The organism is Pseudomonas baetica, from assembly GCF_019733355.1.
Classification (GTDB): Bacteria; Pseudomonadota; Gammaproteobacteria; order Pseudomonadales; family Pseudomonadaceae; genus Aquipseudomonas; species Aquipseudomonas baetica_A.
The window spans coordinates 231,289-246,046 of sequence record NZ_JAIHLQ010000004.1 but is presented as its reverse complement, the minus strand read 5'-3'; the positions used below and the strand labels follow the sequence as shown (position 1 = coordinate 246,046).

General features: G+C 59.8%; 13 protein-coding genes. 6 read left to right on the top strand and 7 right to left on the bottom strand.

Annotated features, from left to right (window positions below):
* Nucleotides 1-2: 2 nt before the first annotated feature.
* On the bottom strand, nt 3-1,316 hold the full coding sequence (locus K5E40_RS05825; RefSeq protein ID WP_221730056.1) for a phospholipase: 1,314 nt from the start codon (nt 1,314-1,316) through the stop codon (nt 3-5).
* Nucleotides 1,317-1,550: 234 nt separating this feature from the next.
* Here K5E40_RS05825 and kdgD point away from each other — a divergent pair, with 234 nt between their 5' ends.
* The 5 genes from kdgD to K5E40_RS05800 all read left to right on the top strand — a co-directional run bounded on the left by kdgD (nt 1,551) and on the right by K5E40_RS05800 (nt 8,158).
* Entirely contained in the window at nt 1,551-2,462 is a 912-nt protein-coding gene (gene kdgD / locus K5E40_RS05820) for a 5-dehydro-4-deoxyglucarate dehydratase (protein WP_221730055.1), read from the top strand.
* Between the two features lie 74 nt (nt 2,463-2,536).
* A complete protein-coding gene (locus K5E40_RS05815; RefSeq protein ID WP_221730054.1) occupies nt 2,537-3,982 on the top strand; it encodes an aldehyde dehydrogenase family protein in 1,446 nt (481 codons plus the stop codon).
* Between the two features lie 61 nt (nt 3,983-4,043).
* Nucleotides 4,044-5,495 (top strand): MFS transporter, encoded by a 1,452-nt coding sequence (locus tag K5E40_RS05810; protein WP_260455530.1) that lies wholly within the window; start codon nt 4,044-4,046, stop codon nt 5,493-5,495.
* A gap of 11 nt (nt 5,496-5,506) precedes the next feature.
* Nucleotides 5,507-7,060: a galactarate dehydratase gene (garD, locus tag K5E40_RS05805; protein ID WP_221730052.1), complete on the top strand. Its 1,554-nt coding sequence runs from the start codon at nt 5,507-5,509 to the stop codon at nt 7,058-7,060.
* 156 nt (nt 7,061-7,216) lie between these two features.
* The gene (locus K5E40_RS05800) at nt 7,217-8,158 is read left to right on the top strand and encodes an AEC family transporter (RefSeq protein WP_221730051.1); all 942 of its coding nucleotides are present in this window, start codon (nt 7,217-7,219) and stop codon (nt 8,156-8,158) included.
* Between the two features lie 96 nt (nt 8,159-8,254).
* Here K5E40_RS05800 and K5E40_RS05795 read toward each other — a convergent pair whose 3' ends face one another.
* From K5E40_RS05795 to gatC, 6 genes are all read right to left on the bottom strand, one after another.
* The gene (locus K5E40_RS05795; RefSeq protein WP_260455539.1) at nt 8,255-8,590 is read right to left on the bottom strand and encodes a carboxymuconolactone decarboxylase family protein; all 336 of its coding nucleotides are present in this window, start codon (nt 8,588-8,590) and stop codon (nt 8,255-8,257) included.
* A 41-nt stretch (nt 8,591-8,631) separates the two neighbouring features.
* Entirely contained in the window at nt 8,632-9,693 is a 1,062-nt protein-coding gene (locus K5E40_RS05790) for a calcium/sodium antiporter (protein ID WP_221730082.1), read from the bottom strand.
* Nucleotides 9,694-9,739: 46 nt separating this feature from the next.
* Nucleotides 9,740-10,114 carry a septal ring lytic transglycosylase RlpA family protein gene (locus tag K5E40_RS05785; RefSeq protein WP_221730049.1) on the bottom strand — a complete coding sequence of 125 codons (375 nt, stop codon included), beginning with the start codon at nt 10,112-10,114 and terminating at the stop codon, nt 9,740-9,742.
* 149 nt (nt 10,115-10,263) lie between these two features.
* Nucleotides 10,264-11,709: an Asp-tRNA(Asn)/Glu-tRNA(Gln) amidotransferase subunit GatB gene (gatB, locus tag K5E40_RS05780; RefSeq protein WP_201235380.1), complete on the bottom strand. Its 1,446-nt coding sequence runs from the start codon at nt 11,707-11,709 to the stop codon at nt 10,264-10,266.
* 10 nt (nt 11,710-11,719) lie between these two features.
* A complete protein-coding gene (gene gatA, locus K5E40_RS05775; protein ID WP_221730048.1) occupies nt 11,720-13,171 on the bottom strand; it encodes an Asp-tRNA(Asn)/Glu-tRNA(Gln) amidotransferase subunit GatA in 1,452 nt (483 codons plus the stop codon).
* A gap of 16 nt (nt 13,172-13,187) precedes the next feature.
* Nucleotides 13,188-13,475 (bottom strand): Asp-tRNA(Asn)/Glu-tRNA(Gln) amidotransferase subunit GatC, encoded by a 288-nt coding sequence (gatC, locus tag K5E40_RS05770; RefSeq protein ID WP_007915356.1) that lies wholly within the window; start codon nt 13,473-13,475, stop codon nt 13,188-13,190.
* A gap of 211 nt (nt 13,476-13,686) precedes the next feature.
* On the opposite strand from gatC, the gene mreB reads away from it, so the two are divergent.
* Entirely contained in the window at nt 13,687-14,724 is a 1,038-nt protein-coding gene (mreB, locus tag K5E40_RS05765; protein WP_015093487.1) for a rod shape-determining protein MreB, read from the top strand.
* Nucleotides 14,725-14,758 lie beyond the last annotated feature (34 nt).

Sequence of the window (14,758 nt, the reverse complement as noted above, 5' to 3'; positions counted from 1 at the left end):
GGTCAATCTCCTTGATTGGTGTTGCCGCTGGGGTGGTAATCCTTGAGCAGCAGGTACGTGCTCCAACCCCACCAGTCGTCGACGGTCGCGGTGTCATTGAGGTTGTTTACATCCTTGCGCCGCAGCACCTTGCTGCCCTGTGTGCGAAACAGCGCCGAGAAATTGTTTGCCGGGTTCAACACAGCCGTCAGATCCGGCAGCCGTTGCAGTGCAGAAAACGTGGACGGAACGGGCATTTTTCCGCTGAGATACGCCGCAAACACTTCGTCCGCCGAGGCTTGCACCGCTTGATTGACCTGCTGGCGGTTGTCGGCGTCGGTGGCTTCGAAGTAGCGCTTGTCGCCGAACGCACGCCATTGATCGCCATAAGCGTTGCGCACGCTGAGGCCGAATTTGCTGTCCTCGTCGTGCATGAAACGCGTAATCAATGAACCCAGATCGCTCGGCGTGACCGCAGCAGCCAACGCCTTGCGTGGCACACGCAGGTGGCCGGAGGAAAACAGGTCGGCGAGGAAGTGGTCGGCAAACGCGTTCATCGCGTAAGCCCGTTCCAGTTGCGGCTCATCGTGATTGGCGTGGGCGGCCATGGCGGTTTGCAAGGCCGCAGTGTGGCCGGCGATGTAGGCCAGTTTTGCCCATTCGCCGAAATGATCAGCATTGTTCGCCGCCAGTTTCAGATAGCGCCCCAGTGGAAACAGCGCCGAGATAAAACTGCCGCCGCCGGTGATTCTGTTCCACTCTTCGGACAACGTATCTCCTAGCGCGTCATAGGCCTCGTGAGGATGTTTACCGTCCTTTATTGCCTGTTTAACCGCGTCGATCTCTTTTTGCATGACCGCGAGAATCTGTGTTGCTTCGGCCCTTGAAGCGGCAGTGACCGCGAGAGAATTGAACGCCGCGTTGAAGCGTTGCAGGCGGTCGACCGGTGTTGCGCCTTCGTTGATCGGCTGATCGACGATGCCGTAGAAGTCGCCGCCCAGCGCCAGCACTTGGCCGTAGGTGAGCACCAAGCCATTGGGCAGATGCAATGGCACGTTTTGCGCGAGGATCGGTTGGGCATCTTCGTTGAAGCGCAGCAGTGTGTTGTCGCCGATGGCCGTGTGTTCAGCGCCCTCGAACCGTGCTTGCAGCTTGCCCTTCAAGGCTTGATCGGGGAGGGCGGTGGCAGGCTCTACATCGCTGTGGGCATCGGCGATGTGCAGCACCAGATGCGGATTTTCGGTGCTGATGTCGATGCCGGATTGAGTAAACAGATCATCAAAACGGGCAGTGACCGGTTTGGGTTTTTCCTGGGGTTTCGTTTGTAGACCGGACATTTCTATCTCCTTGATATGTCGTCGGCAGGTTTTATTTGACTGTATGGATATACAGTAAAACTAACTTTAGTCGAGAAAACTCCTACGTCAAGAATCGATCTTGTCCGACAAAAAAACGTGCCCTGCGATGAAATGCAGTTGACGGTTATTTTTTAAGTTGTACGATGACCTACAACCTCGGCGAAGGCTGAACGGTCCAACCAAAACAATATTGCTACCCAGGGTGTTCGAATAATGAATCCACAAGAACTGAAGTCCATCCTCTCCACCGGTCTGCTGTCCTTCCCGGTCACCGATTTCAACGCGCAGGGTGATTTCAACCGCGCGGGCTATATCAAGCGTCTGGAATGGCTGGCCCCTTATGGCGCCTCGGCATTGTTTGCTGCCGGCGGCACCGGTGAGTTCTTCTCCCTGGCCGCCAGCGAATATTCGGAAATCATCAAGACTGCCGTCGACACCTGCGCGACCAGCGTGCCAATCCTCGCTGGCGTTGGCGGTTCGACCCGTCAGGCCATCGAATACGCACAAGAAGCCGAGCGTCTGGGCGCCAAAGGCCTTTTGCTGCTGCCGCACTACCTGACCGAAGCGAGCCAGGACGGGGTTGCCGCCCACGTTGAAGCGGTGTGCAAATCGGTCAACATCGGGGTGGTCGTCTACAACCGTAACGTCTGCCGCCTGACTGCGCCGTTGCTGGAACGTCTGGCCGAGCGCTGCCCGAATCTGATTGGTTACAAGGACGGTCTGGGTGATATCGAGTTGATGGTGTCGATTCGTCGCCGCCTCGGTGATCGCTTCAGCTACCTGGGTGGTCTGCCGACTGCCGAAGTCTACGCCGCTGCCTACAAGGCGCTGGGCGTGCCGGTTTACTCGTCGGCGGTGTTCAACTTCATTCCGAAAACCGCGATGGACTTCTACCACGCGATTGCCCGCGAAGATCACGCCACCGTCGGCAAGATCATTGACGACTTCTTCCTGCCGTACCTGGACATCCGCAACCGCAAGGCTGGTTATGCCGTGAGCATCGTCAAGGCAGGCGCCAAAATCGCCGGCTATGACGCAGGCCCGGTGCGGGCACCGCTGACCGATCTGACGGGCGAAGAGTACGAAATGCTCGCCGCGCTGATCGACAAGCAAGGTGCGCAATAACACCTGAAAAATGCGAGGCCGCTGAGCAATCAGCGGCTTTTTGCGTGAAGGCTTTTAGTTTTGAGGGCTGCTCTGTGACCAATGCAAAACGCTACGACAACTACATCAACGGTGAATGGGTTGCCGGTGCCGACTACTCGGCCAACATCAACCCGTCCGAGCTGAACGACACCATTGGCGATTACGCCAAGGCTGACCTGACTCAGGTTCACGCCGCCATCGACGCCGCTCGCGCCGCTTTCCCGGCGTGGTCGACCTCGGGGATTCAGGCCCGTCACGATTCGCTGGATAAAGTCGGCACTGAAATTCTCGCCCGCCGCGAAGAACTCGGCACCCTGCTGGCCCGGGAAGAGGGCAAGACCCTGCCCGAAGCCATCGGCGAAGTGACCCGCGCCGGCAATATCTTCAAATTCTTCGCCGGTGAATGCCTGCGTCTGTCCGGCGACTATGTGCCCTCGGTGCGCCCGGGCGTCAACGTCGAAGTCACCCGCGAAGCGCTGGGTGTGGTCGGTCTGATCACACCGTGGAACTTCCCGATTGCGATCCCTGCGTGGAAAATCGCCCCGGCCCTGGCCTACGGCAACTGCGTGGTGCTGAAACCGGCGGATCTGGTGCCGGGCTGCGCCTGGGCGCTGGCCGAAATCATCTCCCGCGCCGGTTTCCCGGCCGGTGTGTTCAACCTGGTGATGGGCAGCGGTCGTGTGGTGGGCGAAGCACTGGTCAACAGCCCGAAAGTCGATGGCATCAGCTTCACCGGCTCGGTTGGCGTCGGGCGGCAGATCGCCGTCAACTGCGTGTCGCGTCAGGCCAAGGTTCAGCTGGAAATGGGCGGCAAGAATCCGCAGATCATTCTCGACGACGCCGACCTCAAGCAAGCGGTCGAGTTGTCGGTGCAGAGCGCGTTCTACTCCACCGGCCAACGTTGCACCGCATCGAGCCGCTTGATCGTTACCGCCGGGATTCACGACAAGTTCGTGGAAGCCATGGCCGAGCGCATGAAGTCGATCAAGGTCGGCCACGCGCTGAAAACCGGCACCGATATTGGCCCCGTCGTCTCGCAAGCGCAGCTTGAACAGGACATGAAGTACATCGACATCGGCCAATCCGAAGGCGCGCGTCTGGTCAGCGGCGGTGGTTTGGTGACGTGCGATACCGAAGGCTACTTCCTCGCCCCGACGCTGTTTGCCGACAGTGAAGCGTCGATGCGTATCAGCCGTGAAGAGATTTTCGGCCCGGTGGCCAACATCGTGCGCGTGGCTGATTACGATGTTGCGCTGGCGATGGCCAATGACACTGAATTCGGTCTGTCGGCGGGCATCGCCACCACGTCGCTCAAGTACGCGAACCATTTCAAGCGCCACTCCCAGGCCGGGATGGTGATGGTCAACCTGCCGACAGCGGGCGTGGATTACCACGTTCCGTTCGGTGGGCGTAAAGGTTCATCCTATGGATCTCGTGAGCAAGGCCGCTATGCGCAAGAGTTTTACACGGTCGTGAAGACCAGCTACATCGGCTCCTGATCTGTGGGAGCTTGCCGGCAAGCGATGGCATCACTGCGGTGTAATTGAAAAACCGAGGTGATTGCATCGCCGGCAGGCCCGCTCCCACAAAAGCAACACCAAAGAAGATTCACCCGCGCATAAAAATAATCAGTGGGAGTACATCTACATGCAATCGTCCAAGCCGACTCGCGTCCGCTATCTGATCCTGCTCATGCTGTTTCTGGTGACCACGATCAACTATGCCGACCGCGCGACTATCGCCATTGCCGGTTCCAGCCTGCAAAAAGACCTCGGTATCGACGCGGTCACCCTCGGTTACATCTTCTCTGCATTCGGTTGGGCCTACGTGGCCGGGCAAATCCCCGGCGGCTGGCTGCTCGATCGCTTCGGCTCAAAAAAAGTCTATGCCCTGAGCATCTTCACCTGGTCGCTGTTCACCGTGCTGCAAGGCTTTGTCGGTGAGTTCGGCATGTCCACGGCCATCGTCGCGCTGTTCATGTTGCGCTTTTTGGTCGGGCTGGCTGAGGCGCCATCGTTCCCCGGCAACGCACGGATTGTGGCGGCGTGGTTCCCGACCGCTGAACGCGGCACTGCTTCGGCGATCTTCAACTCGGCGCAATACTTTGCCACGGTGCTGTTCGCGCCGCTGATGGGCTGGATCGTCTATTCATACGGCTGGGAGCACGTGTTCATTGTGATGGGCGTGTTCGGCATCGTCTTCTCGCTGATCTGGCTGAAGGTTATCCACAGCCCGCGCCAACACCCGATGGCCAACGAAGCGGAAGTAAAGTTCATCGCCGACAACGGCGGCATGGTCGATATGGATCAGAACAAAGGCAAAAAGGCTGATGGCCCGAAGTGGGACTACATCCGCCAATTGCTGACCAACCGCATGATGCTCGGCGTGTACCTGGGCCAGTACTGCATCAACGGCATCACGTACTTCTTCCTGACCTGGTTCCCGGTGTATCTGGTGCAAGAGCGTGGCATGACCATTCTCAAGGCCGGTTTCATTGCGTCGTTGCCAGCAATCTGTGGTTTTATCGGCGGCGTGCTGGGCGGGGTGATTTCCGATCACCTGCTGCGCAAGGGGCATTCACTGACGTTCGCCCGCAAGGCGCCAATCATTGCCGGCCTGTTGGTTTCCAGCAGCATCGTCGCTTGCAACTATGTTGATGTTGAATGGATGGTCGTTGGCTTCATGGCGCTGGCCTTCTTCGGTAAGGGCGTTGGCGCACTGGGCTGGGCGGTGGTGTCCGACACGTCGCCAAAACAGATCGCCGGTCTGAGCGGTGGCCTGTTCAACACCTTCGGCAACATTGCTTCGATCACCACGCCGATCGTGATCGGCTACATCATCAGCTCCACCGGTTCGTTCAAATGGGCGCTGGTGTTCGTCGGTGCCAACGCCTTGGTGGCGGTGTTCAGCTATCTGGTCATCGTCGGCCCGATCAAACGTGTGGTGCTCAAAGAGCCACCCACCCAGGGTGGTTCCGAAACCACGGGTAAATTGTCTCAAGCGCATTCCTGAGGAGCGGCGTCATGCAGTTGATTGAACATTCCGACTCGCCGCGCTACATCCGCCTGCACGAGCGGGACAATGTAGTGATTGTGGTCAATGACCAAGGGGTACCGGCCGGTACTGAATTTCCGGATGGCCTGGTGACGGTAGATTTTGTGCCGCAGAGCCACAAGGTCACGCTGCAGGACATTCCCGAGGGCGGGCAAGTGATTCGCTACGGCCAGATCATTGGCTACGCATTGCAGCCGATCCCCCGTGGCAGTTGGGTCAAGGAAGATCAACTGCGCATGCCGACTGCGCCGCCGCTGGACAGTTTGCCGCTGTCCACCGAGGTGCCGGACGCTCAGGCGCCGCTGGAAGGTTTCACTTTCGAGGGGTATCGCAACGCTGACGGCACCGTCGGCACGCGCAATATCCTCGGGATCACCACCACCGTGCAGTGCGTGACCGGCGTGCTTGATCACGCGGTGAAACGCATCAAGGATGAGCTGCTGCCCAAGTACCCGCACGTCGATGACGTGGTCGCACTGACCCACAGTTACGGCTGCGGCGTGGCGATCACTGCCACCGACGCGTACATCCCGATTCGCACGGTGCGCAATCTGGCGCGCAACCCGAACCTGGGGGGCGAGGCGTTGGTGATCAGCCTGGGTTGCGAGAAATTGCAGGCCGGGCAGGTGATGCATGAGGACGATGCGTCGGTGGATCTCAGCGAGCCGTGGCTGTATCGCTTGCAGGATTCCAGTCACGGTTTCACCGAAATGATCGAGCAGATCATGGCGCTGGCCGAAGTCCGTCTGAAGAAGCTCGATCAGCGCCGCCGGGAAACCGTGCCGGCGTCCGAGCTGATTCTCGGCATGCAGTGCGGCGGCAGCGATGCGTTCTCCGGCATCACCGCTAACCCGGCGCTGGGGTATGCCTCGGACTTGCTGTTGCGGGCGGGGGCGACGGTGATGTTTTCTGAAGTCACCGAAGTGCGCGATGCGATTTATCTGCTGACGTCTCGGGCCAAGACCAAGGCGATCGCCGAGGAACTGGTCCGCGAGATGGACTGGTACGACCGGTATCTGGCCAAGGGTGAAGCAGATCGCAGCGCCAATACCACGCCGGGCAACAAGAAGGGCGGGTTGTCGAACATTGTCGAGAAGTCCTTGGGCTCGATCGTCAAATCCGGCAGCAGCGCGATCAATGGCGTGCTTGGCCCGGGTGAGCGCTTCAAGCACAAGGGTTTGATTTTCTGTGCGACCCCGGCCAGCGATTTTGTCTGCGGCACATTGCAGTTGGCGGCAGGGATGAACCTGCATGTGTTCACCACTGGGCGCGGCACGCCTTATGGGCTGGCGATGGCGCCGGTGGTGAAGGTCTCGACGCGTACCGAGTTGGCGCAGCGCTGGCCTGACCTCATCGACATCGACGCCGGGCGGATTGCCACCGGGCGAGCGACGATCGAGGAACTGGGTTGGGAGTTGTTCCACTACTACCTGGATGTGGCGAGCGGCAAGCAGCAAACGTGGGCGGAGAAACACAAGCTGCACAACGACATTACGTTGTTCAATCCGGCGCCGATTACCTGAGACCGCGTCATCGTTCTTTGCGAGCAAGCCCGCTCCCACAGGGAAACGCAGTTCAAATGTGGGAGCGGGCTTGCTCGCGAAGAGTGACTCACAGACGCCGGAGAACTTGTGGCTTATCATTAGCCCCCTAACGACGCTCACCCAAGGCTCTGCGGCATGCTGGCTATTTTCCTCGAAACCCTGAACATCACCGCGCCGGTGTTTGCCATGCTGTTTCTCGGTGTGCTGCTCAAGCGCATCGACTGGATCAACGACAACTTCATCCATACAGCGTCGGCACTGGTGTTCAATGTTTCCATGCCGGCGTTGCTGTTCCTCGGCATTCTGCATGCTGACCTGCACGCCGCATTGCAACCGGCGTTGCTGATTTACTTCTCGCTCGCCACCCTTGTCTGCTTCGCCATTGCCTGGGGCTGGGCGATTTTCAGATGCCCGCGCGAAGATCGCGGCATCTATACCCAAGGCGCGTTTCGCGGCAATAACGGCGTCATCGGTCTGGCGCTCGCCGCCAGCATGTACGGCGACTACGGGATTTCCGTCGGGGCGATTCTCGCCGCGCTGGTGATTCTGTTTTACAACACGCTCTCGACCATTGTGCTGGCGGTGTACAGCCCGGTGATCAAGTCCGATCCATGGAGCATCTGTAAAAGCGTGTTCAGCAATCCGCTGATCATCAGCGTGATTGCGGCGGCACCGTTTGCCTATTTCAAGATCAGTCTGCCGGGATGGCTGGAAACCTCGGGTCAGTATCTGGCGCAGACCACCTTGCCGCTGGCGTTGATCTGTATTGGCGGCACGCTATCGCTGGCGGCGTTGCGCAAGAGCGGCAGCATGGCGCTGAGTTCGAGTCTGGTGAAAATGATCAGTCTGCCACTGCTGGCAACGGTCGGTGCCTGGCTGTGGGGTTTTCGCGGGCCGGAGTTGGGGATTCTGTTTCTCTATTTTGGCAGCCCGACGGCGGCGGCCAGTTTTGTCATGGCCCGGGCGGCGCAGGGCAATCATGAACTCGCGGCGGCGATTATCGTGCTGACCACGTTGATGGCCGCGGTGACCACCAATCTCGGGATCTTCATCTTGCAGTGGGGTGGGTGGATCTGACCTGAGATTCAAGGGGTGTTGAGCAACATAGAATCTCCCACATTTGCACTGCATGCCCCTGTGGGAGCGGGCTTGCTCGCGAAGACGTCAGTCCAGTCACTCAGGTTTCCGGTAACTGTCGATCACTTCCTGCGCCGCCCGAAACGCATCAATCGCCGCCGGCACGCCGGCATACACCGCGCAATGCAGCAACGCCTCGCGTATCTCTTCCACTGTGCAGCCATTGTTCAACGCGCCGCGTACGTGACCTTTCAACTCTTGTGGGCACTTCAGTGCAGTCAACGCGGCCAGCGTAATCAAGCTGCGGGTTTTCAGCGGCAGCCCTTCGCGATTCCACACGCCACCCCAGGCATGCTCATTGACGAAATCCTGCAACGGTTGGGTGAACTCGGTGGCGTTGCCCAGCGCGCGATCAACGAACGCATCGCCCATTACCTGGCGGCGTATTTCAACCCCGGATTGCTTCGAATCGGTCACGGCACATCCCTCTTGTGGTGTTGGCGGCGCCAGGCGCGTATCGACGTGAACAGCAGAAACGTCAGCAGCGTCGGCAAGACATAAAACAGCATCAGCCGCTCGAGTTTGCCGGCCAGCGGCATGCCAGTGGTGAACGACACCACGTGCAGTCCGTACGCCAGATACAAGCCGAGCAGCAACAGACCTTCGGCGCGGGTCACCCGGTAGCCGGAATAGAACACTGGCAGGCTCAGCACGGCGACGCCGAGCATCACCGGCAGGTCGAAATCCAGCGCGTTGGGTGAGACCGACAACGGTGTCGGTGCGATCAATGCGGTGATGCCAAGCACGCCAAGCAAGTTGAACAGGTTGGCGCCGATCACGTTGCCTACGGCGATGTCCCGTTGCCCGCGCAATGCCGCGATCAGCGACGTGGCGAGTTCCGGCAGCGAGGTGCCTACGGCAACCACCGTCAGACCAATGACACGTTCGGAAAAACCAAGATCGGTCGCCACCACAACAGCAGCGCCCAACAGCAGGTGCCCGGCGAACACCAGCATCGCCAGACCGACGAGGATCATCAGCGAACTGCCGATCCAGGACGTCTGCGTTGCTTCGCCGTGTTCCGAGTGCGGTCGTGTCGAATGCCGTGACTGGCGCAGCAGTAAACCCAGGTAAAGCGCCAGTGCGGTCAGTAGCAGGAAACCGTCGAAACGACCGATTTCCTCATTCCAGGCCAGGACGAACACCAGCAGACAGGCGCCGATCATCAGCGGAATGTCCAGGCGCACCAGTTGTCGCGACACGCGCAGCGGAATGATCAGCGCCGACAAACCGAGGGTCACGAGGATGTTGAAGATGCTGCTGCCGACCACACTGCCGACGGCAATGTCAGGGTTGTGTGCCAGCGCGGCTTGCAGGCTCACCGCCATCTGCGGTGCGCTGCTGCTCAGGGCAACAAGGGTCAGACCGATGATCAGTGGCCGTACATTCAGCCGCGCGGCCAGGCGCACGGCTGCACGCACCATCAGTTCGGCGCCGAAGATCAGCAGGCACAGCCCGGCAAGCAGTTCGATCACGCTGATCAGTGGTAGATCGGTCAGTCCGAAAATGGTCGGCACTCCATCAGTCGTCGAGGGCCTGCACGCGAACCCGTGCGGTGCCGCTGCGCAGCATACCGAGTTGTTCGGCCGCCTCGCGAGACACATCGATCAACCGCCCACGGGTATGCGGGCCGCGATCATTGATGCGCACTACGACTGATTCATCGTTTTTCAGGTTGGTGACCTTCACCCGCGTGCCGAAGGGGAGCTGGCGATGGGCGGCGGTCAGGGAGTTCTGGTTGAACGGCTCGCCACTGGCGGTCCGTTTACCGTGGTGCCTGGCACCGTAATAGGAGGCGACGCCGGTCTGGTCGTAACCGTGCGGGTCGATGATGTCGGTGCTGGCGCAACCGGCCAGTAAAGAGAGCAGGGCGCAGGCGCCGAGCAGGTGTTTCATTCGAAAGCTCCCAATTAACAATGTGGGAGCGAGCCTGCTCGCGAAGAGGCCATCACATTCAATATCTCTATTGGATGTCATGACGCTTTCGCGAGCAGGCTCGCTCCCACAGGGATCGGAGCCAGGCTTTGGCTCTGGCTCCATTGTGGTCAGCCTTCGAGCTTGCTTTTCAGCAGTTCGTTCACTTGCTGCGGGTTGGCCTTGCCCTTGGAGGCTTTCATGGCCTGACCGACGAAGAAGCCGAACATCTTGCCGCGCTTGGCTTCGTCTGCCGCGCGGTATTGCTCGACCTGCTCGGCGTTGGCCGCGAGCATTTCGTCCAGCACTGCCGAGATCGCGCCGCTGTCGGTCACTTGCTTGAGGCCGCGCTTTTCGATGATCTCGTCAGCGCTGCCTTCACCGTTGGCCATCGCTTCGAACACTACCTTGGCGATTTTGCCGGAGATGGTGTTGTCCTTGATGCGCTGCAACATGCCGCCCAACAGCTCAGCGGAAACCGGCGACTCGTCGATGTCCAGGCCTTGTTTGTTGAGCAGGCTGCCCAACTCGACCATCACCCAGTTCGCCGCCAGTTTGGCGTCGCCGCCGATGGCTGCAACTTTCTCGAAGTAGTCCGCTTGCTCACGGCTGGTGGCCAGCACGTTGGCGTCGTAGGCCGACAGACCGAACTGGCTCTGGAAGCGCTCGCGTTTTTGCGGTGGCAGTTCCGGCAGGGTGGCGCGCACCTCGCCGAGGAACGACTCTTCGATGATCACCGGCAGCAGATCCGGATCGGGGAAGTAACGGTAGTCGTTGGCTTCCTCTTTCGAACGCATCGGACGGGTCTCGTCCTTGTTCGGATCGTACAGGCGGGTCTGCTGGATCACTTTGCCGCCGTCTTCGATCAGCTCGATCTGACGCTGGATCTCGGAGTTGATCGCCTTCTCGATAAAACGGAACGAGTTGACGTTCTTGATCTCGCAGCGCGTGCCGAACTCAACCTGACCTTTCGGACGGATCGACACGTTGCAGTCGCAACGCAGCGAACCTTCGGCCATGTTGCCGTCGCAGATGCCCAGATAACGCACCAGCGCGTGGATCGCCTTGACGTAAGCCACGGCTTCCTTGGCGCTGCGCATGTCCGGCTCGGAAACGATTTCCAGCAGCGGCGTGCCGGCACGGTTCAGGTCGATACCGGTGGCACCGTTGAACTCTTCGTGCAGGCTCTTGCCGGCGTCTTCTTCCAGGTGCGCGCGGGTGATGCCGACACGTTTGACCGTGCCGTCTTCCAGCGCGATGTCCAGATGGCCCTTGCCGACGATCGGCAATTCCATCTGGCTGATCTGGTAGCCCTTCGGCAGGTCAGGGTAGAAGTAGTTTTTACGCGCGAACACGTTGTGCTGACCGATCTCGGCGTCAATCGCCAGACCAAACATCACGGCCATGCGCACGGCTTCCTGGTTCAGCACCGGCAATACGCCGGGCATGCCCAGGTCGATCAGGCTGGCCTGCGTGTTCGGCTCGGAGCCAAACGTGGTGGAACTACCGGAAAAGATTTTCGACCGGGTAGTGAGCTGAGTGTGAATCTCCAGCCCGATCACGACTTCCCATTGCATGTGTGTCTCCTCAGAAGCCGGTTGGGGTGCGAGTGTGCCAGTCGGTGTTCAACTGATACTGGTGCGCAACGTTGAGCAAACGGCCTTCCTGGAAATACGGCGCGAGCAACTGCACGCCCACCGGCAGACCGTCGACAAAACCGGCTGGCATCGACAGGCCCGGCAGGCCCGCGAGGTTGGCGGTGATGGTGTAGACGTCTTCCAGATAAGCCGCGACCGGGTCGCTGTTCTTGGCGCCAAGCTTCCAGGCCGGGTTCGGCGTGGTTGGGCCGAGGATGATGTCGACCTCGTTGAAGGCCGCCATGAAATCGTTCTTCACCAGGCGACGGATCTTCTGCGCTTTGAGGTAGTAGGCGTCGTAGTAACCGGCGGACAGCGCGTAGGCACCGACCATGATCCGGCGCTGCACTTCGGTACCGAAACCTTCGCCACGGGAGCGCTTGTACAGATCGATCAGGTCTTTCGGGTGTTCGCAACGGTGGCCGAAACGCACGCCGTCGAAACGCGACAGGTTGGAGGAGGCCTCTGCCGGCGCGATCACGTAGTACGCAGGAATCGCGTGCTGCATGTTCGGCAGGCTGATTTCCTTGATCACGGCACCGAGCTTCTGCAGCTCTTTAATGCTGTTCTGGATCAGCTCGGCGATGCGCGGGTCGAGACCGGCGCTGAAGTATTCCTTCGGCACGCCGATGCGCAGGCCTTGCAGCGACGTATTGAGGCTGGCGGAGTAATCCGGCACGGGCTCATCGATGCTGGTGGAGTCGTTCTGATCGAAGCCGGCCATACCTTGCAACAGAATTGCGCAGTCTTCGGCAGTGCGCGCCAACGGGCCGCCCTGATCGAGGCTGGAAGCGTAAGCGATCATGCCCCAGCGCGAAACGCGGCCGTAGGTCGGCTTCAGGCCCGTGAGGTTGGTGAATGCGGCTGGCTGACGGATCGAACCACCCGTGTCAGTGGCAGTCGCCGCTGGCAACAGACGAGCGGCAACCGCCGCCGCCGAACCACCGGACGAACCGCCCGGCACGTGTTCCAGGTTCCACGGGTTTTTCACCGCGCCGTACCAGCTCGACTCGTTGGCCGAACCCATGGCGAATTCGTCCATGTTGGTCTTGCCCAGGGTCACGGCGCCGGCAGCCGCCAGTTTCGCAACCACGGTGGCGTCATACGGGGCCTTGAAGTTGTCGAGCATCTTCGAGCCGCAGCTGGTGCGAATGCCTTGGGTGCAGAACAGGTCTTTGTGGGCGATCGGCGCGCCGAGCAGGGCGCCGCTCTCACCGTTGGCCCGTCGCATATCGGCGGCTTTCGCCTGCTCGAGGGCCAGCTCTTCGGTGAGGCTGATGAAACTGTTGAGCTGCGGATCGAGCTGGGTGATACGCGCCAGCAGGACTTTGGTCAGCTCTTCGGAGGAAAACTTTTTATCGGCGAGACCGCGGGCGATCTCGGCCAGAGTCATTTGATGCATTGCAGGCTCTTTCCCTTTAGTCGATGACTTTCGGAACCAGATACAGGCCGTTTTCGACCGCTGGTGCGATGGACTGATAGGCCTCGCGATGATTGCTTTCAGTCACGACGTCGGCGCGCAAGCGCTGACTGGCTTCCAGCGGGTGGGCCAAAGGCTCGATACCGTCGGTATTGACGGCCTGCATTTCGTCGACCAGCCCGAGAATGCTGTTGAGGGCGGAAGTAATGTGCGGAAGATCGGCATCATTAAGGCCAAGACAGGCCAGATGAGCGATTTTTTCCACGTCGGAGCGTTCTAGCGCCATCGGGATTCTCCAGTGGAAAACAGAACGGACGGCGTCCGTGTGTTAGATTGTCGGAACACTACCGCACTTCTACGGTCATAAGGCCGCGATTGTGGGGCTTGGTGCACAGAAAAGCGGCCAATTTAACATATTGGCGCCTTGCCCAAAATCCCTGTCGTTGTTAGAGTTTGCCGCACTTTTTTACCCACGCGTTGCCTAGGGTCCCTTTCCCATGTTCAAGAAACTGCGTGGCATGTTTTCCAGCGATCTCTCCATTGACCTGGGCACTGCCAACACCCTTATTTACGTGCGCGAGCGCGGTATCGTCCTGAATGAACCATCGGTTGTGGCCATTCGGACACACGGTAACCAGAAAAGTGTCGTTGCTGTCGGCACCGAGGCCAAGCGCATGCTCGGCCGTACACCGGGCAACATTGCTGCCATTCGTCCGATGAAGGACGGCGTAATTGCCGACTTCAGCGTCTGCGAAAAGATGCTGCAATACTTTATCAACAAGGTTCACGAAAACAGCTTTCTGCAGCCTAGCCCTCGTGTACTGATCTGCGTTCCATGCAAATCCACCCAGGTTGAGCGTCGCGCCATCCGTGAATCGGCCCTTGGCGCCGGTGCCCGTGAAGTGTTCCTGATCGAAGAGCCAATGGCCGCTGCGATCGGTGCCGGCCTGCCGGTAGAAGAGGCTCGCGGCTCGATGGTCGTGGATATCGGTGGTGGTACCACTGAAATCGCACTGATCTCCCTGAACGGTGTGGTCTATGCCGAATCCGTGCGCGTTGGCGGCGACCGCTTCGACGAAGCGATCATCACCTACGTGCGCCGAAACTACGGCAGCCTGATCGGTGAATCCACCGCTGAGCGCATCAAACAGGAAATCGGTACGGCCTACCCGGGTGGCGAAATTCGCGAAGTCGATGTTCGCGGTCGCAACCTGGCCGAAGGCGTTCCACGCGCATTCACCCTGAACTCCAATGAAGTGCTGGAAGCTCTGCAAGAGTCCCTGGCAACCATCGTTCAGGCGGTGAAAAGCGCTCTGGAGCAATCGCCGCCGGAACTGGCTTCCGACATCGCCGAGCGCGGCCTGGTGCTGACCGGTGGTGGCGCGCTGCTGCGTGACCTCGACAAGTTGCTGGCTCAGGAAACCGGTCTGCCGGTGATCGTTGCCGAAGATCCGCTGACCTGTGTTGCTCGCGGCGGTGGCCGTGCATTGGAAATGATGGATAAGCACACCATGGATCTGCTCTCCAGCGAATAAGTCGCGGATTGCAATACGTGGGTGAGCGCGCAGG